Source organism: Eubacterium limosum (assembly GCF_000807675.2).
GTDB classification, from domain to species: domain Bacteria; phylum Bacillota; class Clostridia; order Eubacteriales; family Eubacteriaceae; genus Eubacterium; species Eubacterium limosum.
Genome location: NZ_CP019962.1, coordinates 2104175 through 2129261, shown reverse-complemented (window position 1 = coordinate 2129261; position 25087 = coordinate 2104175). Strand labels below are relative to the sequence as shown.

The window sequence follows — 25087 nt, the reverse complement described above, 5'->3', positions numbered from 1 at the left end:
AAAATTAAAGCGCAGGTGACCGCCAGTCTTTTAAACCGTACCAGTCATCTGCGCACTCTGTTTATTTATCGGAAGGGCACGCCATTGTGTCTTCCATAATATCCACATGCTCACCGTTTAAGACCTTGTTCATATTTCTTACTGAGCACATCTTTCCGCACATAGTACAGGTATCCTGGTTCTCTGGTGTTGATTCCGCACGGTAACGTTTTGCTTTTTCGGGATCAATGGCCAGATCAAACATTTTATCCCAGTCAAGCTCGCGTCTGGCAACTCCCATCTGATAGTCCCAGTCGGCTGCCCCTGGCAGTCCTTTGGCAATATCCGCTGCGTGAGCTGCAATTTTCGACGCGATAATTCCTTCCTTAACGTCATCGACATCCGGCAGTCTCAAATGCTCAGCCGGCGTGACATAGCACAGGAAGGATGCCCCGTAGGTAGCTGCAATAGCACCACCAATGGCCGAAGTAATGTGGTCATAACCCGGCGCAATGTCAGTTACTAGTGGTCCCAGCACATAGAAAGGGGCGCCCTTACAGATTGTCTGCTGAATTTCCATATTGGCCTGAATCTGGTTAAGTGGCATATGACCAGGACCTTCAACAATGATCTGGACATTCTTATCCCATGCACGCTGTGTCAGCTCTCCAAGAGTCACCAGCTCAGAAATCTGTGAAATATCACCGGCGTCTGCAATACATCCAGGTCTGCAGGCATCACCAAGGCTGATGGTAACATCATACTCCTGGCAGATTTCCAAAATCTCGTCATAAAACTCAAAGAACGGGTTTTCATTGCCGGTCATTTCCATCCAGGCAAAAATCAACGAACCTCCGCGGGATACGATGTTCATCAAACGGCCGTTATTCTTGAAGCGGTCTGCCGTTGAACGATTGATTCCACAATGCAGCGTCAAAAAATCAACACCATCCTCTGCGTGCATACGCACAACATCAATCCACTCCTGAGAAGTAATCTCTTGAAGCGGCTTATTGTAATAAACCACCGCGTCATAGATCGGCACCGTTCCGAGCATCGACGGACAGCTCTCTGTCAGTTTGCGTCTGAATTTACGTGTATCTCCAAAAGAGCTCAGATCCATGATGGCTTCTGCGCCCATGTCAACAGCGTTTTTTACTTTTTCCATTTCTACATCCAGATTCAGGCAGTCTCTGGATGTTCCAAGATTGACATTGATCTTTGTCTTCAATGCACTGCCGACCCCATAAGGCGTCAGACAGCGGTGATTCTTGTTGGCAGGTATAGCAACCTGTCCCTTTGCCACCAGACCCATTAAATTACTTAAAGGCATGTTTTCATATTCCGCGACACGCTTCATCGCTTCCGTTTCAATGCCACGGCGTGCGGCATCCATTTGAGTTGTGTACAGCTCCATATTTTCTCCTTAACTTTTTCAGTTTTTCAACAAAAAAAGCGCACCCACGGGTACGCTGCTTAGCTCAACTTGTCCTCCCTACGACGGCGTTACACCGCATCAGGTAAAACGGGTTTAGGATTCAATCCAATCTCAGCAAAAGCTCCCCGGGCATCAACTCATTTGTCTTACTTATTCTATCCTAAGTGCACCAAAATGACAAGGAGTTTATTCATATTTACCAAAACATTTCAATTAAACCTAAGATAACCAACAATATACCCGAAACGGCTGGCGCATAGTCCCCTAAAAGAGGACCAACCACTCGTCCTCCAAGTTTAGAGCCAAACCATAAGGCGATAAGACTTATAACAAAAGTACACATTGCAGTCAGACCAATATTTACACCAGTGATACTGGCTGCTATCCCTGTTCCCAAATTATTAAAGGTCAGTCCAAATGCAACTACCACTATTTCACGGTATCGAATATGAGCCTTATCCTGGACTGATGCATCTATCTCTTCTGCCATTTCATTAGTACTTTTCATGGCATAGCTGCCTGATTTTTTTTCTTTTAAAAGTTTGACAATCCCCTGTATGGAAAAATAAACGCCCAACAGTATTATAATTCCAGCACCCAGATCGTTTCCTATCCGGTTTGGAATATAGCCAGACAGCCATCTGCCAAAAAGCATGGCAATGACGGTTCCTGTTGTCGTGATAATAGCCACCGTCAGATTTGAGACCGCGTCAAGATGAATTTTTTTAATGCCAAAGGCCAAACCGACCACAATATTGTCAAGATTAGATGAAAGACTAAATAACAAAGCGGATACAATTAAAACAAGCATTTTATCATGCTCCCAGTTTATTTTATGTGTTCTTTTTATATTATACCCTTTCTATTCGTGTGAATTATCGTTGTCCTCTGGTAAATTTTATCAAAAAACAAAGACACCTGGTACCCCCTTGTACCAGGTGTCTAACTCCCCTTCATTTTCCCCATTAAGAAAACGCTCATTCAGATATCATTTCCGAAGATGTTATCCCCCTTGATTCCATCTTATATCCTGCGTTTCAAAAACGTTTTCATTAACTGTCAATAATGATAACATTTCCATCAATAATTGTCAAGTTATTTTATTGACAATTTGGCTGTGAAAGCGCTCAAACTCAATTAAATACAGAAAAAGGCGCCGCATTTCGCAGCACCTCCCCTGTTTACTCTTTGGAGTCGATTCCGGAATTTTTCAACTTATTAATTGTTTCCAATTCCGTATTTTCTTCCGATTGTTTCTTTTTGAGCTTTGGCATAAAACGTTTGACAAATGTTCCTTTCCCACGGCCTCTAATGTAAAACAAACCAAAAATTGAAAAGACAACCGCACCGATAAAGTTAACGAATAAATCAGACATCGTGTCAATCAGTCCAATGTCAATATAGCCGCCATAATTCCAGGTCTGTCCATTAACTACAATACTTTCGATGGGGATAGTTACCGCAACATTTTTACCTTCAGGATTAAAAATCACTGAGCTGATACTTTGAATGATCGTATCCTTTTGCATATCAGTTTGGAAAAACCAATCAGCTCCAAACTCAAAAAATTCCCAAAGCACACCAATGGTCATTGAAAAGCAAAATGCAAAAACAGCTACAAAAACCGGTGATAGGCTCATACTGAAATTTTCATTTTGATTTAAAATATCAATCAATGAAAAGCCGATGGCCGCCATCAAAAAACCGTTTATAGTATGCAGCATTGCATCCCAATGGTCAAAAATCAGATAATATTCCTGAATCTCACCTAAAATTTCTGCTGAAAAAATAAATAATATGATAATAATTTCAAGCGTTGTCGGCATTTCAATATGAAGCTGCTTGTCCACAAAGCTGGGAATCATGAATAAAATCAATGTCAGTACACATAAAAAAACATTGTTCCAGTTTTGATTCCAGATCTGGGCAATCATAACCGCAACGACTAAAACACGAAGCAGTATATACAAAAAAACCTTGCCACGGCTTTTTTTCGTTGGCTCACCTGTATTTTTTTCTCTCTTTTCCTTTTTCAAAAACTAGCTCCCTTCTAAATTTTTCACCACTTTTCTGAACCATTATAACACAGACGCGAAAAAATCGTTTTTTATTTAAGAATTTTGGGTAATTGTTATTATATCTTATGTAAAATTAAGGAGTCGCTACAATGAAAAATAATTGTTTAAAAACAAGTCTTACTATGATTCTGTCCATCCTGCTGATGAGCAGTTTCAGCCCAATTTTGGCTGAAACACCGGTTGGAGATCCAGCACTTAACGAGGGGGCGGTGAACAGTCCTCTCACCCTAACCTCCAGCGTCCCACAGGACGGCGCCACAGATGTACAAGCCTTCACAGAAATTTCGGTATCGTTCAACCAAAATGTGGTCAATACAGCCGTAAGGGAGACAAATGAGAAAGCCGTAACCCTTTGGAACAAGGGCAAACAGGTGGACGCAGACATTGTCCTGTCTGATGATCTGATTGACCCTGAAGACTGGGGAACAATCCGCATTAATCAAAAGGATAGTTTAAAAAACAATCAGGAATACATCATAAAAGTAGATACCACCTTGACTTCAACAACCGGAGAACATTTACAGTCTCCTGTGGAAATTCATTTTACCACTATAAAATCTGCTTCTTCCATTACCGGAACTTCAATTGCAGTGGTTACTGCCATTGTCATCATTGCCGCCATTATCATTGGTGTTCTCTACAAAAGACACAACCGTTAATTTAAAAGACGCACCCGGTAACGGATGCGTCTTTTTATTATGCCCGCTTTTTTGCTGCCTCCACAAAGGCCTTAAATAAATCATGTTCGTATGCACGCTTAGGCCACAGAAATTCAGGATGCCACTGAATTGCCAGACCATAGGTCATATCTGGTATTTCAACGGCTTCCACCAGTCCATCTTTTGCACGGGCTGTCGCCTCTAGCTGTGGGGAAAGCTCAGCAATTCCCTGATGGTGCATACTGTTGACACGAATTGTTTTTTCACCGATAATTTCAAACAGCTTACTGCCTTCTTTAATCTCGATATCATGCACCGGAAAAATAAACTCTGTTTTCTGGGCATGCTGCACAGGGTTTGCATCTTTTTTCTGCGCGACTAAATCCTGGTAAAGAGTACCGCCCAGAGCCACGTTAAAAAACTGAAGGCCGCGGCAAACACCAAAAAGGGCTTTATCCTGTTTTCGGACTTCATCAAACAAAATCGCTTCCATATAATCTCGTTCTGGCGAAACTTCATTGCAGTATTCAGTCATTTCCTGATTGTAAAGCGCTGGGTCCACATCCTGTCCGCCGGTAAACAAAAATCCATCAAACTCATTTACAAGTGGACGGATATCCGATTCGTCCTCTAAAAGCGGCAAAACGAAAGGCATTCCGGAGACCTCCAGAAGACCATTTAAGTATCCCGGAAAAATCCAAATGCTGTTCCATTTACTTGCCTGCTTTGTATCATAAAGGGGTAATACCCCTATTTTAGGTTTTTTTCCCATTCTGTTTTCCTCCAACAAAATATAAAAAAAGTATTTCCTCAAGCTTTCGCTATTGAAATACTTTAAAATAATATTACCCCAAAATTTTTAAAATAACAAGTTTTTTCTTTATCAATCAATTCCAAAAGCGGTCATGCGCTTGTCCAGTTCGGCCAAGACATCATCATCCAAATCATAACGATCCAGCAAATTCAAGAGGTCTTCACACTTTTCACGAATAGCATCTGCTGTGGCCTCATCGTCTTCCGCTTTAAAAACCTCGCCGTCCTCTTTTAAAAGATCCACAAGTGTCAGTATCTTTTTGGGCTCAATTTCTCCAAAATTTCCTAACAGATCAAAAACGGTTTCCGACGGCAGACTGAGAATCATATCGAGCGACATGCCCAGAAGGCTCTGATACTGGTCATTGGCCAGCGCGTGGCACTCTGCATATTCTTTTTTTGACCGCTTGAAAATTATTTCGCTGACCGCTCGGCACATCGCTCCGATCATTTCCATCAAATAGTCATTTTTCAGCATCGTTTTCTCCTGTCTGTTTATACCTGAAAAAATCCCGGCGAACCGGGACCTCTTTTATTCGGTTGTTGTATCTTCTACTACCTGAACTTCACCATTTTCCATGTCTACGGTTATGCTGACAAACTGTGTTTCATTCTTTTCGTCGCCTGCTGTCAAAACCTCGTCGGCGTTCACATCATCCATTGTCCAGGTAATTTTAAAAATATTTCCTATCGTTTCAGAGCTGGAAGTCATGTTCTTCGTATTCTGACGAAGAAACTCCTGTCCTATATGCTCTATAAACTTTCTTGTCGCGATTTTCTCTGCTGCATAAGCATCCATCCTTTTTCCACCTCATTCTATATCATTCAATACATTCATAGACTTATTTTACCACTTTAGCCGCTCTTTATCAATAAAAAGACCGGAATCTCTCTATAAATATTTATCCAGAACGACCTCGAATATGCTGTAGGGAATTAAAATTATTGACTTTAATCCTTTTATGCCTTTATTGGTTTTATAACTAACAAATTTTTGATTTATTCACTTGACTTGCCCCATTCATTTCGCTATACTATGTTTCGATTCTAGTTCAATGGATCTCGATGTTCAATAACAGAGAGTTCTATCCGACCTTCACTTGATATAGCTTTTGTTCAAGGCATAAAACTACATTCAAGTGAAGCGCCGTTTTCTTTCAGCCATCTTCTGGATTTTTCTCTTTGTTCAAGGCTGGCGTCTCTTACCTGCAAAATAGCTTTATGAACACTTTCTAAAAAAGCATTATCACTATCTGGAATAAATAGCCCGAATTTTATACAATAAACCTTAATTCGGTTCAGATCCAAAGACAGAAGCGCATCATTTCTTTCTTTTTCTGAGTGCTCCAGCAACTGTAAGTAATTCATTTTTAAACTCCTTTTCCATTTTTTCACTTTATCCTTTAAGCATATACCCAGACACTGCCGACGGATTCATATTTTTTTAAAGCATCTCAGAGATTGAAAATAAAGGATTGCCAAAACAGCTTCATTATGTTATCATATGGGAGTTGAAATCTTAAGCTGAAGTGGCACAGATGGTAGCGCAATTGATTCGTAATCAATAGGTCAGGGGTTCGATTCCCCTCTTCAGCTCCATTAAAAAACAGGGCGGGTTTACCATACTGGTAGACCCGCTTTTTTTCAGTTATTATACTTTTATCATCCTGACAGGTCCGCAGTCTTTTCTCTACCTGTCTGAAAACCGCATAAATAGCCGTTTTTTCCCCACCGTAAATGTTTAAATAATACCCTTAAAAATCATTGCACAATATATAAACCTGTGCTATGATGGGGCTAATCAATACAAAGAGTAGACAAGGTGCGTAAAGTGTTAAAGGATGGGAAGTTGCCTTTAAACGAAAATAGGTCATTGCGGTACCTTGTCGCTTCCGCTTGTACAAATCAACAACCCTGTCCGCAGGGAGCCTGGCTGTCCTACAGATGCAGGCAAGTCTTATCCTCCGGGATACAATAGTTGTAGGCGTGCGGAAGCATTACTTTCAGAAATTGAAGGAGGTTCTCATGAAAAGTAATGCTTTATCCCGTGGCACCACCCGTACGAAACTGGTCGTCAACTGTGGTTTGCTCATTGCCATCAGCATTGTGCTGAAAATTTTATTCGAGATGTATATTCCACTGGGTGGTTTTCCATCTCTCAGAATCAATCTGACATCTCTCCCAATCATGCTTTCCGGCATTTTATTGGGGCCACTCGCCGGTTTTATCGTCGGCTTTATTTCCGATTTGCTGTGCTTCTTTATTAAGCCCGGCGGTCCATTTTTTCTCGGTTTCACGGTTGCCAGCGGTCTGACAGGGCTGATTCCCGGCCTGCTGTGGATGCTGTTAAGAAAAAAGGAAATCAAGCATCTGGAATGGTTTAACCTTGGTTTTATCGTGTTGTCTGTTGGTGTTTTAGTACTAACCGGATTGTTCAGCTTTGAAAACAGCACAATCTACTATGCCGGTGAACCGCTAAATCCATTTGTTTTAGTGTTATTTATTGCTCTAATGGTCGGCTTTGTAATCTTCCCCATCATCACAGTCAGGCGTTCTGAGGTGCTTGGCGAATACCGAAGCGACTATATTCTGTTCATCGTCAGTGTGACCCAACTGATAACTTCCATTATTTTAAACACCTGGTTTTTAACCATTCTGTATGGTCAGGCAGTGACTGTGCTTTTACCCGCGCGGATCATTACCAATATCTTCTTGATACCACTTTACACAATCGCCTTGGTGGGATTATTGAAGGTATTGCCAAAATTTGTAAAAAAATAGGTTTCAGGAGCTGTGTAAAAACAGCTCTTTTTATATTTTTAAATCTTATCATTGAAAACCTATTGCAGTAGTGGTAAGATAGACACAATTAATGATAAACAGAGTAGATAAGACGCGTGAAGTGTTAAAGGATGGGAAGTTGCCTTTAAACGAAAATAGGTCATTGCGGTGTCTTATCGCTTCCGCTGTGCCCTACGATGGGGATTGTAGGTTGCGGAAGCACTGCTCTTTTTACCGAGCAGTGCTTTTTGTGTTTATTTTTAATAATCTTATAGCGTTCAATATTGGAGGAACACAAATGAACAAAGAAAAAATTATGAAAGCTGTTACCATGCTGATTGAAGCCATCGGCGAAGATCCCCAGCGTGAGGGCCTTGTAGACACACCCGACCGCATTGCGAGAATGTATGAAGAAATCTTTGCCGGTATCGGGAAGACGGCCGAAGAACACCTGTCAAAATCCTTTACCATTGAGTCCAATGATCTTGTCATTGAACGGGACATTCCTTTTTATTCCATGTGTGAACATCATTTCCTGCCCTTCTACGGAAAGGCGCATATTGCCTATGTACCAAACGGCAAGGTTGCCGGCCTCTCTAAGCTGGTGAGGACCGTGGATGTTTACGCAAAGAAACCTCAGCTTCAGGAAAAGCTGACCTCAGAAATCGGCAATGCCATCATGGAATATTTAGACGCCCAGGGCGTAATGGTCATCATTGAGGCTGAACACCTCTGCATGAACATGCGCGGTGTCAAACGTCCCGGTACAAAGACCGTAACCGCCATGAGCGATGGTATCTTAAAAACAGACGCCAGCCTTAAAAATGACGTCTATAATCTTTTAGGAATAAGAGCATGAGTTCAAAACTCACCCAAACCAACCGACTGTTGAATCTTCCGGAATACCAGGATTATTTACACCGAATCGAGGCTCACGAAAAAGATCGCCGTCTCTGCCGCCATAACCTGGCCCACTTTCTGGACGTTGCCAGAATCGCCGCCATTATTGCGAATGAAGAGGGACTTAACCTAAACCGTGATCTCATTTATACTACCGCACTGCTGCATGATATCGGACGTTTCGTCCAGTATGAAAACGGCACTCCTCACGAGCGGGCTTCCCACAAGCTCGCCATCGTCCTTCTCAAACATCTGGACTTTTCACCAAAAGAGCAGTCGGTCATTTTAGAAGCGATCCTGTCTCACCGCACTGCCGGCAATCGGGGTTTTAATGCTGTTTTTTATCAGGCCGATAAGAAATCCCGGGCCTGTTATGGCTGTGCTGCCCAGGACGCGTGTAACTGGAACGATGAAAAGAAAAACTTAGAAATCACCTATTAACCCCAAGGAGACAAAATGAAAATTGGCAATAAAGATTTTGATTTAAAGAACCATGTATATATAATGGGGATTCTAAACGTTACGCCCGATTCTTTTTCAGACGGCGGACGTTTTGATTCTCAGGATCAGGCCCTGCGCCACGCGGAGGAAATGATTGAAGCCGGTGCCGATATTATCGACATTGGCGGCGAATCCACAAGACCTTCCCATACCCCTCTTGGTGAAGATGATGAATTAAAACGCGTCATCCCCATGATTGAAGCCATCAGAAAACGCTTTGACATTCCCATATCAATCGACACTTACAAAGCAAAGGTCGGCGAAGCCTCCATTGAAGCTGGAGCAGACCTTATCAATGATGTCTGGGGGTTTAAACGGGAACCACGCTTGGCTGAAGTAGCAGCAAAACACCAGATTCCCTGTTGCCTGATGCATAACCGCACAGATATGGATTACACAAATTTAATGGCTGATATTCTTGACGATCTTCAGGAATCCATTGACATTGCTCTGGAGGCCGGCGTTTCAAAAGACGCCATCATGCTGGACCCCGGAATTGGTTTTGCCAAAACCAGCGATAACAATCTGACCGTCATGCACCATCTGGAGGCGCTTCAAAAACTGGGCTATCCTGTACTTCTCGGCACTTCACGAAAGAGCTTTATCGGCAATACTCTTGACCTGCCGGTGGATGAACGTCTGGAAGGAACCATGGCCACCACCGTTATAGGGGTGATGAAGGGATGTTCCATTATCCGTGTGCATGATGTCCTTGAGAACAGACGCGCTGCATTGATGACCGCAGCTATCATGAGAGGCTAGTCATGGATAAGCTTTATATTAAAGACCTGGAAGTCTTTGCCAACCATGGTGTATTTGAGGAAGAAAAAAGACTTGGACAAAAATTTGTTATCTCCGTTACCTTAGAATTAGATATGCATGCTGCCGCGATTACCGGCGACCTGTCCAAATCCGTGAACTATGGTGAGCTCTGTGCGGAAATCGAAACGGAATTCCAACGGGAAAGCTATGACCTCATCGAAACTGCCGGTGAAAAGCTGGCAGACTTTATTCTAAGCCGCTATAATCTGATAAAGGGCGTAACCGTTTTGGTGAAAAAGCCCTGGGCGCCCATTCATAAGCCCCTTGATTACGCCGCCATCGAAATTAACAGAAGCTGGCACCGCGCCTTCATTGCCTTCGGCTCAAATCTCGGTGACCGTGAAAAAAATATTCAAACCTCCATTAATTCATTAGTTACCCGAAACGATATCCGCCTGATTAATCAATCCAGCAGCATCGAAACAGAACCATGGGGATATACCGAACAGGATGCCTTTTTAAATGGCGTAATGGAAATAGAAACTACTCTGTCCCCCGCAGATCTCATGACCCTGCTGTTAGACACTGAAAAACTTTTGAAACGCGAACGCGTTATTCACTGGGGACCCCGTACACTGGATCTTGACATTCTGTTCTATGACAGACTGGTATATGATCACCCGCACATTACCCTACCACATCCCAGAATACAGGACCGGCTTTTTGTACTGGAGCCTATGGCGGAGATCGCTCCCTGGTACATTCATCCTGTGCTTGGTAAAAGCATAACTGAGCTTATGGAGCAATTAAAAAAGTCTGAGTCTTAGGAACCTTATGCGCTCTTTCAATCCCGATACGGACAAAAACGTTCCCGATAAAAGCAGTCATTTTTTCCTGCTTTTATCGGGTTTTTTATTAAAATTTCATTAATTTAAAAGTTTTGTATTGTTAAAATGACCCAACAAGAGTATACTAGTAAGTGAAATAAATCAAACAAATTTAAACGAGCTACGACTCAGGAGGTTTGAAATGGGATTAGTAACATCTACTGATATGTTTAAGAAAGCATATGAAGGCAAATACGCAGTAGGCGCTTTTAATGTAAACGATATGGAGATCATCCAGGGCATCGTTGAAGCTGCACAGGAAGAAAAGGCCCCTTTGATTTTACAGGTATCCGCCGGCGCCAGAAAATACGCCAATCCAGTTTATCTAAAAAAGCTGGTTGAAGCAGCGGTCGAAACCACTGATCTGGATATCTGCCTGCATCTGGACCACGGCGCAGATTTTGAAATCTGTAAATCCTGTGTTGATGGTGGCTTTACCTCTGTCATGATCGACGGCTCCAAGTATCCCTTTGAAGAAAATATCGCATTGACTAAAAAAGTAGCCGACTATGCCCACGATCACGGTGTAGTCGTGGAAGCTGAGCTTGGAAAACTGGCAGGTATTGAAGACGCTGTAAGCGTAGGTGACCATGAAGCCTCCTTTACTGACCCGGATGAAGCAGTCGAGTTTGTCGAAAGAACAGGTTGCGACTCCTTAGCCATTACCATCGGCACCAGCCACGGTGCGTTTAAATTCAAAGGCACTCCAAAGCTGGATTTCCCAAGACTGGAAAAAATTTCCGGCCTGCTGCCCGGCTATCCACTGGTGCTCCACGGATCTTCCAGCGTCCCCAAAGAATTTGTCGATTTGTGCAACCAGTACGGCGGCGCCATCCCGGGTGCACAGGGCGTCCCGGAAAATATGCTGCGCGAAGCTGCCAAATGGGGCGTCTGTAAGATCAATATCGACACAGACTTGAGACTGGCCATGACAGCCTCTATCCGCAAGGTTTTTGTAGAACAGCCACAGGTTTTTGACCCAAGAGAGTACCTTGGACCAGGTCGAAACGCCATTAAAGCCATGGTTGCTCATAAGCTAAAGGATGTCCTGGGCTGCTCAGGCAAGCTCTAAACAAAATGAATATCCAATCCGGAATGCCCGACATTCCGGATTTTTTTATGGTATAATCATTTTATAATCTATAAAAAACAAGGAAGTTTAATGAAACAATATACCATTGATGAAAACTCAGGAAACCAGCGCCTTGACCGTTACCTGTCGAAGCTGATGCCCCTGGCAGACAGAAATTTTCTGCAAAAGATGCTGCGCAAAAAAAGAATCAAGCTTAACGGCGGCCGGGCCGAGCCCAAAGACACAATCCACAGCGGCGACACCATCCAAGTCTATTTTTCCGAAGAAACCATCACGGGCTTTCAGGAAAAAAAGATACCGCGGCATTTTGACCTGACGCCGCAAATCAAAAAAATATTTGAACCGCCGGTTTATGAGGATGACCATCTGCTGGTCATCAACAAGCCCGCCGGCCTTTTAAGCCAGGCAGATGCTTCCGGCGATATTTCATTGATCGATGCGGCGCGGACCTACCTGAAAAAAAACACGACCGATGGCACCGAAGCTTTTGAAATCGTCATTTCCAACCGGTTGGACCGCAACACCAGCGGCATTATCCTCATGCCAAAGGATTACCCAACCTTACAGACTGTGAATGCCGCTATCCGGGAGCGCCATGCTTTAAAGGAATATCATACCATTGTGTTCGGCGTAATAAAAAAGCCTGGTACTCTTACTGGCTTTTTAACCAAGGACACCGCTGAAAATAAATCAGCAATCCAGAGCCAGTCTGAAAAGGGCGCCAAAGAGGTTCGTCTGGATTACTGCCCTCTCGCAGATAATGGTAAATTCACGCTTCTGGAAATAACCCTTCACACCGGACGTTCACACCAGATTCGCTCACAGCTTGCCGACTATGGTTTTCCCGTCATCGGAGACTACAAGTATGGTGACACCTCTATCAACCGGCAGTTCAATCAGAAATATGGATTAAAGCACCATTTGCTGCACAGCCGGCACTATGCCATAAAAGACCTGGGATACGACTTTACAGCCCCCTATCCGGCACTTTTTAAGCAGCTTTTAAGAGAACTGAAACTGGATAGGGAGGCGCTTTAATATGGGATACTGGCACAGCCGCGGTCTGCGCGGCAGCTATCTTGAAGAATGTATTAACCAGACCAACAAAATTTATCTTGAGCAGGGGCTTGCCGTTGTCCAGAAGCTTCCAACCGCCATTAAGCCCATAGAGCTGGACCCGGGCAAAGGGACCATTAAGCTGGCTTATTTTGAAGAAAAGAGCACCGTCGACTATATGGGCAACGTTCAGGGTATTCCCATCTGCTTTGACGCCAAGGAGACCAACCAGAAACGGCTTCCCATCGCCAATATTCACGAGCATCAAATCGAGTTTATGGATGCCTTTAACCGGCAGGAGGGCTTGTCTTTTCTCATCGTTTGGTTTAAACTATTTGATGAACACTACTTATTGCCCTATGAGACTTTAAAGGCTTACTGGGACGCAGCCAAAAAGGATGGCCGCAAGTCCATTCCCTACGCCGCCTTTGATAAAAAATATCAGATTCATCCCTGCGGCAATATTCTGGTGCACTACCTTGAGACGCTTAACGTCTACTTAAATGATAAAGGAGAAACATCATGAAAAAAATCGCAAGCTTTACCGTTAACCATATTGATTTATTGCGTGGAATCTACGTTTCACGTAAGGATTACTGCGGCGATGACTGTATCACCACCTTTGATATCCGCATGAAGGAGCCGAACCGCGAGCCGGTTATCAACACTGCTGAACTCCATACCATCGAACATCTCGGTGCTACTTACCTGCGCAATGACCCTGAACTCAGTGAAAAAATTGTCTATTTTGGACCCATGGGCTGCCGCACCGGCTATTACTTGCTAATGAAAGGCGAACTGACCTCAAAGGATGTGGCACCTCTGGTAACCGATCTTTTTAAGTTTATGGCTGATTTTGAAGGAGAGGTTCCGGGCGCTGCCCCGAGAGACTGCGGCAATTACCTGGATATGAATCTGGGCATGGCAAAATATGAATCCAAGAAATTTCTCGATGAAATTTTAATGAACCTGACCGATGCCAATCTGATTTATCCCGAATAGACTTAGAATGACTGCTTCTGCGAGCTGCCAACTTTATATTGGCAGCTCGCTTTTTAAATCGGCGCTTGACAAAAAAGAATATTTGGATTAATATACTTAGTAAGCTAAGTATATTGTTTGAAGTTATATTTCAGGAGGGTTTTAGACGAATGCAAGGAGATAATTTTTATTATACAGAGATTTTCAAAAAAATCGCCAACAGGCAAAAGGTACTGCTGAACCTTGGAACCTCTGAATACGGCGTAACCTATACCCAGTCCATGGTGATTCTTTTTCTTTTTGAAACGCAAAAATTCTATGGTGACGACCATGAAATCAGCCAAAAAGACGTTGAAAACTACCTGTACGTAAAGGGATCAACCGTGACACGCCTGCTTGCCCGTATGGAAGAAAACGGATTGATCACCCGCGAAAAAAGCCAGCGGGACAGCCGCTCTAACTGCCTTCATCTCACTGAAAAGGGTGAATCCTGCCATAAGCTGTTCTTCGATGTTCTTGACAATATTGAGGAGATGATGATAAAGGGCTTAACAACATCCGAGAAAGAACAGCTTCAAATACTTTTGCAAAAAGTACTGGCTAATATCAACAAATAAAAGGAGATGATATGTTTTGAAGAAAAAAAACACGGCTTCTTCCGAACATTCTAAGGTAACCCGCAGAGAAATTCTTGTTCTGGCAATCGTCATCACTGGCGCTTTTATTGCCATTTTAAACCAAACAGTTTTATCTCCGGCACTACCCAAATTAATGGAAGATTTTCAAATTACTGCCGGAACAGCACAGTGGGTAACCACCATCTATTTATTGGTAAATGGTATCATGGTCCCTATTACGGCCTTTTTAATCGACCGCTACCCCACACGTAAGCTGTTTATTATTTCACTACTTTCCTTTATTGCGGGTACAGCCCTAACCGGCAGCGCCCCAAACTTTGGACTGTTAATTATCGGCCGGATTCTTCAGGCCATCGGCGCTGGTATACAGCTTCCTCTGGTGGCGGTTATACCGATGATTATTTTCCCAGTCGAAAAGCGCGGCACCGCCATGGGGATGGCAGGCATTGTCATGAGCTGCGCACCGGCTGTAGGGCCAGTTGTGGCGGGTTGGATTATCGATGCCTTTGGCTGGCGGATGATGTTTTGGTCCATCCTTCCTCTGGCCGTCATCCTGTTGGTTGTCAGTTTTATTTTCCTGACCAATGTCGGAGAACTAAAACACCCTCATCTAGATATTTTTTCTGTCGTTTTGTCTACACTGGCTTTTGGCGGTCTACTTTACGGCTTTTCAAACGCCAGCAATATGGGCTGGGTAAGCCCGCTTGTTATTTTACCGCTGATTATCGGTGCTGTTGCGCTGGTATGGTTTATCCGCAGACAGTTTCATATCAAAGAACCCTTACTTGAGCTCCGGGTTTTAAAGACACCCAAATTTGCTTATTCAGCCATTATTGTGACGGTTATTAACTCAGCCCTTTCTGCCGGAAGCATTGTGCTTCCCCTTTATCTGCAAAATGTATTAGGGCTGTCTGCTTTCCAGACAGGTATGCTCATGATGCCCGGCGCTGCTGCCAGTATTATTGTGAGCCCTTTGAGCGGCATGCTTTTTGACAAATTTGGCCCTCGGGTTATTTCTATTGTCGGCCTTTTAGGTTTAACCGGCGCTTTAACCGGACTTGCTTTCATCGGACCTGCGACACCAATCCCTTATCTGGTCTGTATTTATGTACTTCAGTCTGCCGGTCTGACCCTGGCCAATATGCCGGTAAACACCTGGGGGCTTAATGCTCTGAAAAATGAATACATTGCCCATGGCAACGCCATCAGCAATACCGGCCGACAGGTTGGCGGTTCCATCAGCACCGCTATTATTGTTACCATTATGACAATGGTAACCACAGCGCACCAATCTGCCAGTCCTGTTCTATCTACGGCCAGCGGTATACGTGCTGCCTACGGCGTATCGGCCGGCGTAGCCGCCGTCGCCCTTGTTGTCGCGATCTTAAAAGTTCGCCCGGATAAATCCAAAATTGGGTTAGAAACAGAAACGGAGGCCGTCTAATGAACCGACCAATCAGTGATATTATGGATAAAGATGTCTATACCTGCCATTATTCCCAGACGCTTGAGGAAGCTGTGAAAATTCTGGTTGATAAAAAGGTAGGCGGCTTAACGGTCATCGACGATAATCGCCATGTGATCGGCTTCATCAGCGACGGTGATATTATGAAAGCCGTTGCCAAACAGAAAACCCGATCCATCGCCGGCTGGAACTATTCCTCAATGGTTTTATATGACAATGAATCCTTTGAAGAAAAGGTCGAAGATCTGAAAAAGCGCAACGTTATGGAGCTGGCGACTAAAAGAGTTTTCTGTGTCACACTGGTTCAGCCTATCGGCGAGGTTGCCGAGATTCTCTCAAGCAAAAAGATTAAAAAGATACCAATCGTTACTGCTGATGGCGCTCTGGTGGGCGTTGTACGGCGCTCTACAATCATGCGCTATATTTTCAACATGCTTTTTAACAGTGACAACGCCCGTATATCAAACGTCTAAATTGAAATTTTCAATAAAATATTTTAATAGAAGTAAAATTTTGCTCTTTAATTAAAAAATATTGCAACCGATTGAAAACTGTGCTATAGTAAATTCATACCAGCAGTCAGGCTGTCAGAGAGGCTTCGCGCCAATCCTAAGCAACGCTGCCAGTTTTACAAAAGTATCGTGCTGAAGGTAAGGGATTTCCCAAACTGCGAAGGCGGGCCAATAACCACAGGTTGCCAGTGTGTTCATTTCTCAATGAAATCGGGCAAGCCTTATTTTGTTATGATCGCTCCCTGAGCCTTTTTCGGCACAGGGAGCTTTTTGCATTTTGATACTTTTACATAACTAAGAAAGGAAGATGCTATGGAAACACGAATCGCATTAATTGGAATTATTGTTGAAAGCCCAGAATCGGTGGAAAGCCTTAATGCCATTTTACATGACTACTCCGAATTTATTATCGGCAGAATGGGCATTCCCTACAAGCAGCGCAACATATCCGTTATCAGTGTTATTGTCGACGCTCCGACGGATGTAATCAGTGCCTTATCAGGTAAGCTGGGCATGCTGCCCAATATTAATGCCAAAACCGTTTATTCAAAATTGCCATCACAGTAAACAATGAAAGACCTAATCTGTAAACTGGAACAAAATGAGTCGCTGGAAAAAGCAGAATGGATTCAACTGATTACCGGACAGACACCGGAGCTTTCGGACTTTCTCTTTGAAAGGGCTCGATATCAGGCTCAAAAATATTATGGAAACCGTATTTATACCCGCGGACTCATCGAATTCTCAAACTACTGTAAAAACGACTGCTATTACTGCGGTATCCGCAGAAGTAATGACTGCGTAAAACGCTACCGCCTTTCCAAGGATGACATCATGGAGTGCTGTACCACAGGCTACAAACTGGGTTTCAGGACTTTTGTACTCCAGGGCGGTGAGGATCCCTGGTTTAATGACGACCGGATGTGCCGCATCGTCGGACATATCCGCCGAACCTATCCTGACTGTGCCATTACCCTGTCATTGGGCGAACGCAGCATCGAATCCTATAAACGTCTTTACAATGCTGGTGCGAACCGTTATCTTTTAAGGCATGAAACAGCAGATTTCTCACATTATCATACCCTGCATCCCGAAGCGCTTTCTCCCGAAACGCGCCAAAGCTGTCTTTATAATCTTAAAGCGATTGGCTATCAGGTAGGCACTGGCATGATGGTCGGTTCACCTGGACAAACAGCCGAGCATTTGACTGAGGATCTTCTATTCATGAAAGCACTGGAACCCTCCATGGTAGGCATAGGACCTTTTATTCCCCAGAAGGATACCCCTTTTGGCAATGAAAGGCCAGGTACTGTGGAGCAAACCCTTTTCTTAATCGGTCTGATCCGCCTCATGCTGCCAAACGCCTTGATACCAGCGACCACTGCCCTTGGAACCATTGACCCCATCGGCCGTGAAAAAGGTGTACTGGCAGGCGCCAATGTGGTCATGCCGAACCTGTCCCCTCTTTCAGTTCGAAAAAAATATGCCCTGTATGACAATAAAATATGTACCGGAGACGAAGCGGCCGAGTGCCGTTCCTGCCTTCAGAAGCGTATGCACCGGATCGGCTATGATCTGGCTGTGGACCGCGGTGACGCGGCCGAAAAATAAGTTTAGCTAAGGAAGTATCAAAATGTACAATAAGGAATCATTAACCGCAACTGAATTCATCAACCATGAAGAAATTTTAGAAACCCTTGAATATGCGAAAGCCAACAGAAATAACAGAGCGCTCATCGACAGCCTCATCGAACGCGCAAAAGACTGCAAAGGCCTGAGTCATCGAGAAGCCGCTGTTCTACTGGAATGTGACCTTGAGGATGAAAATGAAAAAATGTATACCCTCGCCAAAGAAATCAAACAGAAATTTTACGGCAACCGCATCGTTATGTTCGCCCCGCTTTATCTGTCAAACTACTGTATTAACGGGTGTGTCTATTGCCCTTATCACCGTCAGAACAAGCATATCCGGCGAAAAAAACTGACACAGGAAGAAATACGTGACGAAGTTATTGCTCTTCAGGATATGGGTCATAAGCGCCTGGCGCTGGAAACAGGTGAAGATCCAGCCAACAATCCCATTGAGTACGTACTGGAAAGTATCCAGACCATTTACGGCATCAAACATAAAAACGGTGCGATCCGCCGTGTCAATGTCAACATTGCCGCCACCACCGTAGAAAACTATAAAAAGCTTAAGGACGCTGGTATTGGTACTTATATTTTATTCCAGGAAACCTACCATAAAGAAAACTATGAAAAACTGCATCCTACCGGACCAAAGCATGACTACGCTTATCATACTGAAGCCATGGACCGCGCCATGGACGGCGGTATTGATGATGTGGGCATCGGCGTTTTATTCGGGCTCAACATGTACCGCTACGACTTTGTAGGGCTTTTAATGCATGCTGAGCATCTGGAAGCAGCAAAGGGTGTTGGGCCACACACCATCTCTGTGCCGCGTATCCGCCCTGCAGACGATATTGACCCAGACTCCTTTTCCGACGCTATTTCTGACGAAATCTTTCAGAAAATTGTCGCTGTTCTGCGCATTGCCGTACCTTACACCGGTATGATCATCTCGACTCGAGAATCCCAGAAAACCCGTGAAAAGGTTCTGGATCTGGGTATTTCCCAGATCAGCGGAGGCTCCAGCACTTCCGTCGGCGGCTACGTCGAGCCTGAAAAGGAAGAAGATAACTCTGCCCAGTTTGACGTCAGCGATACCCGAACCCTTGATGAAGTGGTCAACTGGCTGTTGCAGCTTGGCTATATTCCAAGCTTCTGCACCGCCTGTTACCGTGAGGGGCGTACTGGCGACCGGTTCATGAGCCTGGTAAAGGCCGGTCAAATTGCCAACTGCTGCCAGCCCAATGCACTGATGACCCTCAAGGAATATCTTGAGGATTATGCCAGCCCCGATACCAAAGCCAAAGGTGACTTTGTCATTAATGAAGAATTAAAGGACATTCCAAAAGATAAGGTGCGAAATATTGCCATTGAAAACCTCAAGGCTATTTCTCAGGGCCAGCGGGATTTCCGCTTCTGATTGCTTTGCCAGACATTAAAAAGGAGTACTTATGAGTTTAACATCCACCCCTCGTTCGAACCGGCTTCATATTGGTATTTACGGAAAACGCAACAGTGGCAAATCCTCATTGATCAATGCCTTGACCGGTCAGAAAATCGCGCTGGTATCGGACGTGGCCGGTACCACCGCTGACCCCGTTTACAAATATATGGAGATCCATGGTATTGGGCCCTGTATGTTCATCGACACTGCCGGCTTTGACGACGTCGGCGAGCTTGGCGAAATGCGCGTTGGACAGACTCGCAAGGCCATGGATAAAACCGATATTGCCCTTGTAGTCTGGGGCGATACCCATACTGAAGAAGAATATGACTGGATTGATGCCTTTAAAAAACGAAATACACCTGTTATCCCCATCATTAACAAATCCGATATTCTAACAGATATTGAACCGCTTGTCTGTGAAATCAAAACCCAACTTGGAGTGCCACCTCTGATTGTCAGCGCAAAAACAAGGGAGGGAATGGATCGTATAAGAGAAGCGTTGATCCGCTCACTTCCCAAGGATTATGAGGCCGAGAGCATTACCGGCAGCCTTTGCGCAGACGGCGATCTGGTTATGCTGGTCATGCCGCAGGATACTCAGGCGCCTAAGGGACGGCTTATCCTGCCACAGGTACAGACTATCCGCGAGCTTTTGGATAAAAAGTGTATTGTCCACAGTGCCACTGCCGACCGTTTTGCTGAAGCCATCGCCTGCCTGACAGCCCCGCCAAAGCTCATCATCACCGATTCCCAAGTCTTTAAAACCGTTTATGATAAAAAACCCCTTGAAAGCAAGCTCACTTCTTTTTCAGTGCTATTTGCCGCCTACAAAGGAGACCTGGATTACTTTGTTTCAGGCGCCAGAGCCCTTGACCATTTGACCGAGAGCTCCCGGATTCTTATTGCGGAGGCCTGTACTCATGCACCTCTCGAAGAGGATATCGGCCGCGAAAAAATCCCGAATATGCTCAGGAAGCGTGTCGGAAAAGGGCTGAACATAGACATCGTAGCCGGAAATGATTTCCCTCAGGACCTGACGCCATATGACCTGGTGATTCACTGTGGCGGCTGTATGTTTAACCGCAAGCATGTGCTCTCCCGAGTCGAACGAGCCAGGAGCCAGGGCGTACCCATGTGTAACTACGGAGTCACCATTGCCCACTTGTCTGGTATTTTGGATAAAATCGACCTGGTATAAATCAAAGGAGGCATCGCGAAACGCGATACCTCCTTTATATTTTACTTAACTTTTCTTTTTAACCAGCTCCCAAAAGGCCTTTTCTTCAAGAGGTTTGGAATAGTAGTAACCCTGAACATAATCTGCTCCGCAGCGAATCATCCAGTTCAGGTCTTCTTCGGTTTCGACCCTTTCGGCAACGACCTTAACCTCTTTGATCTTGATCATCTCAACCATTTTTCGGACAAACTCAAACTGTTCTTGATTCTGCTGTACCTGCTGCACTAAACGATGATCCAGCTTAACCAGAGCAAAGGGAACCTGAGAAAAATAGGAAATACTGCCTTCACCTGATCCAAAATTGTCCATAACAATACGAATTCCAGCTGCGTGCATCTGGTTCAAAACGTCAATGGCAGCCGGGAAAGACTGCAATAACAGGGCTTCTGTAATTTCCACACAAATCTGGTCTGGCGTAATACCAGATTCATGAATAATATTCAGCGTTTTCTTCCCATAATTCTGATCCACTAGCTGCTGTACCGACAAGTTGACGGTAATGTTTTCAATGCTTGTGCCTTGGTTTGACAAAAACTTCATGGTTTGACAGGCCTTTGTTAACACCAGTTCTCCGACCTCTGTTATCAGATTATTCTTTTCAGCCACCCGTATGGCCTCGTAAGGTGGAATATATTGGCCATTTTCATCCTGGAGCCGCATCAGGGCCTCTGCGGTGGTATAACGTTTCTTCCTGTAATCATAAACCGGCTGATACCAGACGTCAAAATCCTGGAGCTCGATCTGTCTGTTTAACAGCTCAAGTATTTTATTCTCACGATTCACATCGTTGAGCACCGTCTGATTATAGATGACGACACTTTCCTCGCTGTACTTTTTCGCAAAATTCAACGTCTGCCAAAGCTTCATCACCAAATCTTTGGCATTGTCACCATGTTCAGGATAGCGGCAGATACCAACCTTATATTTAAGCTGAAAGCTGGCGGCTCCAACGGCTATCTCTGAATCCATCAGCTTTTGCAGCTCCAGCTGAATCCCATCGTCACCATCCTGCATAGCATTTATGCCCATAAACCGGTCGCCGTAGACATGGTATATCTGATCGCCAAAAATCTTTTGAAGACCACTGCTGATACATAAAAGAATCTCATTACCCGTCTCAATCGAAAAAATCCGATTGTATTTTCCAAAATTCGCCACGTCAAGCATATAGACTGTAAAAGGTTCCTTTTTTTGAATGAATCGAAAAATATCCTGATATCCTTTTGAAAAATTAGCCAAGTTCAGATGAAAGTCTACAAACGCAGCCTTTTCAAGTTTTTTACAATAGCTTAGCAGGGTATCAGACAGGACATTTAAGTCTTCATCGTTATAATGTCCAAAATCGAGTCCTTCCTCTCCTTCAGACATACGCTCGCATCGTTCGTTCATTTCCCGAACCGGACGTTTCATCCGACTGTAAAAATAGTAAAGCACAAGGCCAAAAACAATTAGTAAAATGATGGTCAAAACAATTTGATAGGCCGAGTACTTCAGAACAGTCTGAAAAATCGCACGGCTGCTTACAGAGGTCATAAGAGCCATGGGGTATTGCGCATCCCTGGCCACAAAGCCCATCATCCTTTGCCCATCCGAATCGACATAAGTAAAAGAATCGCGTGTATTTTCTGTTTCGATCATCCCTTCCAAAAGTCCAGAACAATTGACCACTTCGTCATTGGCATCACCAAGACTGAGATCTCCTTTTGTTGCCACCGGCATCCAGCTGTCACTGTCGAACAGAATTGTACTCCGTTCATTTTCATTATCGGGCAGACTTATAAAATCATTGTCATAATATAAACTGATACAGCCAAGGTACTCGCCGCCGGCAGACCAGACCGGCGCGCACACCTCTACCACCGCTTCATCTTTATATGTGGTAAAATCTACCCGGTATGGATCACCCTGAAAATAATCCGGTGTATTATCCATTATACTGCTCTCCAGTCCATCAATGACTTGAAGCACTGTATTCTTAAGATAAATCTGATTATCTTTTCCCAGAATGCGCATACCAACATAATTCGGCATCAGCTTCACAGCCTCTTCGACCACATGGATTGCTTCCTTTTCTTTATCTCCTCCATCAGCGATACCGTCCCCACCTTCCAGCAGTGTACTGATACTGGTACTATTGCTGAGATAAAGGGTTTCATCGCCCAGGTGGTCAATGGTATCTGCTAGCATCTCTTCTGCGGTTTCTGTTTGGTGCCTGAGATTATTTCGATAAGTATCCAAGTTGAAAAAATACGTTAAAATCATGGATCCAATCAGCATCGCCACAAATACCAAAATTAAAATTCGCAGAAGTGTGAAATAAAAAAGATTGTTTTTCTGCTCTTTGGGTGAGCTTTTTTTAAAAATTTGACGCTTCATTTTATATCCTTAAAACCTTCTACTTTGGGGGTATGGTTTATTATACCATATGGATATACTTATGTCTACCACAGAAAACGGTATGGAATATTTTTATTCAACAAAACTTGCGTATCCTAAGCATTTCAAACAAAAAAACATTCCGGTAAATTTACCGGAATGTTTAAGATTTTTTCATCAAGACTCTTTTTTCTTACTTTTTTTATCATCCTTGTCATCATCTGAACGGCCGAGCATTTTATCAAAAAGACGCTCTAAGATGTCTTTCTTTTTACCTTTACCCTCGAATTCCTTAGTACGGCGATTTATTTTATTGGCCAGCCCCTTGGCGATCTGAATGGTTTCAGAGTTTTCATTGGGCAACAGAGCGTTCCATTCTCTAAAAAGCTTACCATTGACTGTCATGGCTTCATAATTGATAGCCAACACACGGTAAACATGATGTCCATTGTCATGCTCCTTAACCTTGGCTCTTGCACGTTTCCAGGAATGATAACGGCCCATCATATAAGCTTGATCCACACCGATAATGGAGCAATAGGGTTTATTTGTCGCTCTCAAGCGGAAAGAGTTTGGCGCAATAAGCACAAATATTACCGCAGTGACTGCAAAGAACACCCCAAAAGCTACAGCCAGCATCTTGCTTTCCTCACTCAACAGGAAGAACAGGACAACTGATAAAACAACGATAACCGCCAGAAGAATAAAAAATTTCTTTTTACTGGCTTTTTTCTGGATTTCATTGAGCTCGCCAATAAAGCTTTCATATAAAGCATCATCGTACTCCCAACAGATTTTTTCTTCATCGCTCTTTATAAAGTTTTCAAATGCCTTGTAGCGTTTGAAATAAAACAGCGCAAAGAGAATGCCTCCGACAATCAGGATAATTCCAAAATAATTGCAATAGAACTGGTATGGGCCGATATCCGCCATCATACCAGGTACAAAGACCACCAGAACGCCCAAAACCGATGCGATCAGAGATAAAATAATGTTCAGCTTTAATGGATTTTGAATGTCATTCATACTTTTTCCAACCTTTTTAAATTTTTATACACACCTGTCCTTTATAAAGCTTTAAAGGTTTCTCGAACTTCATTGATCTTGCCACAGCTCATTGCACCTTCGGGGCAAGGGCCTTCCACACAGCGTGGACCAGCATTTTTAAATAAGATCGGTGCAACCTTGCGGCATTCCACCAGCATGGCAATGGCACAGGCTCGGATTTCCCACTGTGCACGCATGCAGCAACGCTGATTAAAGAAATGCAGCAGCTCACGGACATTCATAGTGACCACAATTTTTGTTTCACAGGCATTTGGCAATACAAAACGGGCATCCTCGATTCCCTGTTTTTCTGCCATATTTGCAGCCTGCTTTTCAGATTTTCCTTCTGCCATCAATTCCTGCTTATGCTTTTGAATGAGTTTTTCAGCAATCACATCATAGGAATGCTGGGCATTTTCCATGGCTCGGATATACTCTTCTTTCGCCTCTGGAATGTTTGCAATTTCGTAAGGTACAACGTAATTAAACTGCCCCTCCGTAACATAGCGCTGGGATTTCTGGCTAAAGCTTGCCATCCGGTGTCGTACCAGCTGGTGAGTCAGGGCACGGCTCACACCTTCAATCGCAAAGGTAAAACTGGCATGTTCAATGGGGGAAGCATGTCCCATGTCCATTAAACGGTTTAAAAATTTATTTACATTTTCCGGTGTCAGATCCTCCATGATTTCCGCAGCACCAGCATGCGAATAACAGAGTTTAGCAGCAGCAGCCACAAGCTTTTCCGGTTCGGGGGTATGCTCGATTAACGTAACACTGAGTTTGGTTTCCATTGTTTTCTCTCCTT

General features: G+C 44.0%; 27 protein-coding genes, 1 tRNA gene and 2 riboswitches. Of the genes, 18 read left to right on the top strand and 10 right to left on the bottom strand.

The window, feature by feature from the left end; genetic code table 11:
* Positions 1-61: 61 nt before the first annotated feature.
* The 3 genes from thiC to B2M23_RS09850 form a co-directional block, all read right to left on the bottom strand.
* On the bottom strand, positions 62-1396 hold the full coding sequence (gene thiC / locus B2M23_RS09860) for a phosphomethylpyrimidine synthase ThiC (RefSeq protein ID WP_038352660.1): 1335 nt from the start codon (positions 1394-1396) through the stop codon (positions 62-64).
* 217 nt (positions 1397-1613) lie between these two features.
* Positions 1614-2228 carry a manganese efflux pump gene (locus B2M23_RS09855; RefSeq protein ID WP_038352661.1) on the bottom strand — a complete coding sequence of 205 codons (615 nt, stop codon included), beginning with the start codon at positions 2226-2228 and terminating at the stop codon, positions 1614-1616.
* A gap of 370 nt (positions 2229-2598) precedes the next feature.
* A complete protein-coding gene (locus tag B2M23_RS09850; protein ID WP_038352662.1) occupies positions 2599-3453 on the bottom strand; it encodes a DUF2238 domain-containing protein in 855 nt (284 codons plus the stop codon).
* Positions 3454-3584: 131 nt separating this feature from the next.
* Here B2M23_RS09850 and B2M23_RS09845 point away from each other — a divergent pair, with 131 nt between their 5' ends.
* Positions 3585-4154: an Ig-like domain-containing domain gene (locus B2M23_RS09845; RefSeq protein WP_038352663.1), complete on the top strand. Its 570-nt coding sequence runs from the start codon at positions 3585-3587 to the stop codon at positions 4152-4154.
* A gap of 37 nt (positions 4155-4191) precedes the next feature.
* Here B2M23_RS09845 and B2M23_RS09840 read toward each other — a convergent pair whose 3' ends face one another.
* The 4 genes from B2M23_RS09840 to B2M23_RS09825 all read right to left on the bottom strand — a co-directional run bounded on the left by B2M23_RS09840 (position 4192) and on the right by B2M23_RS09825 (position 6335).
* On the bottom strand, positions 4192-4926 hold the full coding sequence (locus tag B2M23_RS09840) for a gamma-glutamyl-gamma-aminobutyrate hydrolase family protein (protein ID WP_038352664.1): 735 nt from the start codon (positions 4924-4926) through the stop codon (positions 4192-4194).
* 111 nt (positions 4927-5037) lie between these two features.
* Positions 5038-5445, bottom strand: a complete 408-nt coding sequence (locus tag B2M23_RS09835) for a DUF6483 family protein (protein ID WP_038352665.1) — start codon at positions 5443-5445, stop codon at positions 5038-5040.
* Between the two features lie 54 nt (positions 5446-5499).
* A complete protein-coding gene (locus tag B2M23_RS09830) occupies positions 5500-5766 on the bottom strand; it encodes a hypothetical protein (protein ID WP_038352666.1) in 267 nt (88 codons plus the stop codon).
* A 317-nt stretch (positions 5767-6083) separates the two neighbouring features.
* On the bottom strand, positions 6084-6335 hold the full coding sequence (locus B2M23_RS09825) for a hypothetical protein (protein WP_038352667.1): 252 nt from the start codon (positions 6333-6335) through the stop codon (positions 6084-6086).
* 155 nt (positions 6336-6490) lie between these two features.
* Here B2M23_RS09825 and B2M23_RS09820 point away from each other — a divergent pair.
* The 17 genes from B2M23_RS09820 (at position 6491) to hydF (ending at position 20820) form a co-directional block, all read left to right on the top strand.
* Positions 6491-6566, top strand: a tRNA-Thr gene (locus tag B2M23_RS09820).
* A 208-nt stretch (positions 6567-6774) separates the two neighbouring features.
* Positions 6775-6866, top strand: a riboswitch (THF riboswitch).
* A 126-nt stretch (positions 6867-6992) separates the two neighbouring features.
* Positions 6993-7748, top strand: a complete 756-nt coding sequence (locus B2M23_RS09815) for a folate family ECF transporter S component (RefSeq protein WP_038352668.1) — start codon at positions 6993-6995, stop codon at positions 7746-7748.
* Positions 7749-7845: 97 nt separating this feature from the next.
* Positions 7846-7938: riboswitch (THF riboswitch) on the top strand.
* A gap of 108 nt (positions 7939-8046) precedes the next feature.
* Positions 8047-8607: a GTP cyclohydrolase I FolE gene (gene folE, locus B2M23_RS09810; protein WP_038352669.1), complete on the top strand. Its 561-nt coding sequence runs from the start codon at positions 8047-8049 to the stop codon at positions 8605-8607.
* A complete protein-coding gene (locus tag B2M23_RS09805; RefSeq protein WP_038352670.1) occupies positions 8604-9089 on the top strand; it encodes an HD domain-containing protein in 486 nt (161 codons plus the stop codon). The genes folE and B2M23_RS09805 overlap by 4 nt, the downstream gene beginning before the upstream one ends.
* A 15-nt stretch (positions 9090-9104) precedes the next feature.
* On the top strand, positions 9105-9911 hold the full coding sequence (gene folP, locus B2M23_RS09800) for a dihydropteroate synthase (RefSeq protein WP_038352671.1): 807 nt from the start codon (positions 9105-9107) through the stop codon (positions 9909-9911).
* Between the two features lie 2 nt (positions 9912-9913).
* A complete protein-coding gene (folK, locus tag B2M23_RS09795) occupies positions 9914-10738 on the top strand; it encodes a 2-amino-4-hydroxy-6-hydroxymethyldihydropteridine diphosphokinase (RefSeq protein ID WP_038352672.1) in 825 nt (274 codons plus the stop codon).
* A 202-nt stretch (positions 10739-10940) separates the two neighbouring features.
* Positions 10941-11870, top strand: coding sequence for a class II fructose-1,6-bisphosphate aldolase (gene fba / locus B2M23_RS09790; RefSeq protein WP_038352673.1), 930 nt, complete (start codon positions 10941-10943; stop codon positions 11868-11870).
* A 90-nt stretch (positions 11871-11960) separates the two neighbouring features.
* Positions 11961-12929, top strand: coding sequence for an RluA family pseudouridine synthase (locus tag B2M23_RS09785; RefSeq protein WP_052237293.1), 969 nt, complete (start codon positions 11961-11963; stop codon positions 12927-12929).
* Position 12930: 1 nt separating this feature from the next.
* Complete coding sequence (locus B2M23_RS09780) at positions 12931-13473, top strand: Holliday junction resolvase RecU (RefSeq protein ID WP_038352674.1); 543 nt, start codon at positions 12931-12933, stop codon at positions 13471-13473.
* On the top strand, positions 13470-13949 hold the full coding sequence (locus B2M23_RS09775; RefSeq protein ID WP_038352675.1) for an S-ribosylhomocysteine lyase: 480 nt from the start codon (positions 13470-13472) through the stop codon (positions 13947-13949). Before B2M23_RS09780 ends, B2M23_RS09775 begins: the two co-directional genes overlap by 4 nt.
* Positions 13950-14098: 149 nt before the next feature.
* Entirely contained in the window at positions 14099-14545 is a 447-nt protein-coding gene (locus B2M23_RS09770; RefSeq protein WP_038352676.1) for a MarR family winged helix-turn-helix transcriptional regulator, read from the top strand.
* A gap of 16 nt (positions 14546-14561) precedes the next feature.
* Positions 14562-16010, top strand: a complete 1449-nt coding sequence (locus B2M23_RS09765; RefSeq protein WP_038352677.1) for an MDR family MFS transporter — start codon at positions 14562-14564, stop codon at positions 16008-16010.
* Complete coding sequence (locus tag B2M23_RS09760; protein ID WP_038352678.1) at positions 16010-16504, top strand: CBS domain-containing protein; 495 nt, start codon at positions 16010-16012, stop codon at positions 16502-16504. The genes B2M23_RS09765 and B2M23_RS09760 overlap by 1 nt, the downstream gene beginning before the upstream one ends.
* A gap of 351 nt (positions 16505-16855) precedes the next feature.
* Positions 16856-17110, top strand: a complete 255-nt coding sequence (locus B2M23_RS09755; RefSeq protein ID WP_038352679.1) for a TM1266 family iron-only hydrogenase system putative regulator — start codon at positions 16856-16858, stop codon at positions 17108-17110.
* Between the two features lie 3 nt (positions 17111-17113).
* A complete protein-coding gene (gene hydE / locus B2M23_RS09750; protein ID WP_038352680.1) occupies positions 17114-18154 on the top strand; it encodes a [FeFe] hydrogenase H-cluster radical SAM maturase HydE in 1041 nt (346 codons plus the stop codon).
* A 22-nt stretch (positions 18155-18176) separates the two neighbouring features.
* A complete protein-coding gene (gene hydG, locus B2M23_RS09745) occupies positions 18177-19595 on the top strand; it encodes a [FeFe] hydrogenase H-cluster radical SAM maturase HydG (protein ID WP_038352681.1) in 1419 nt (472 codons plus the stop codon).
* 31 nt (positions 19596-19626) lie between these two features.
* Complete coding sequence (hydF, locus tag B2M23_RS09740) at positions 19627-20820, top strand: [FeFe] hydrogenase H-cluster maturation GTPase HydF (RefSeq protein WP_038352682.1); 1194 nt, start codon at positions 19627-19629, stop codon at positions 20818-20820.
* 45 nt (positions 20821-20865) lie between these two features.
* On the opposite strand, the gene B2M23_RS09735 is transcribed toward hydF, so the two are convergent.
* The 3 genes from B2M23_RS09735 to thyX form a co-directional block, all read right to left on the bottom strand.
* Positions 20866-23046: an EAL domain-containing protein gene (locus B2M23_RS09735; protein ID WP_167617846.1), complete on the bottom strand. Its 2181-nt coding sequence runs from the start codon at positions 23044-23046 to the stop codon at positions 20866-20868.
* Between the two features lie 366 nt (positions 23047-23412).
* Positions 23413-24261, bottom strand: coding sequence for a hypothetical protein (locus B2M23_RS09730; RefSeq protein WP_038352684.1), 849 nt, complete (start codon positions 24259-24261; stop codon positions 23413-23415).
* A gap of 41 nt (positions 24262-24302) precedes the next feature.
* Entirely contained in the window at positions 24303-25073 is a 771-nt protein-coding gene (thyX, locus tag B2M23_RS09725) for an FAD-dependent thymidylate synthase (protein WP_038352685.1), read from the bottom strand.
* Positions 25074-25087 lie beyond the last annotated feature (14 nt).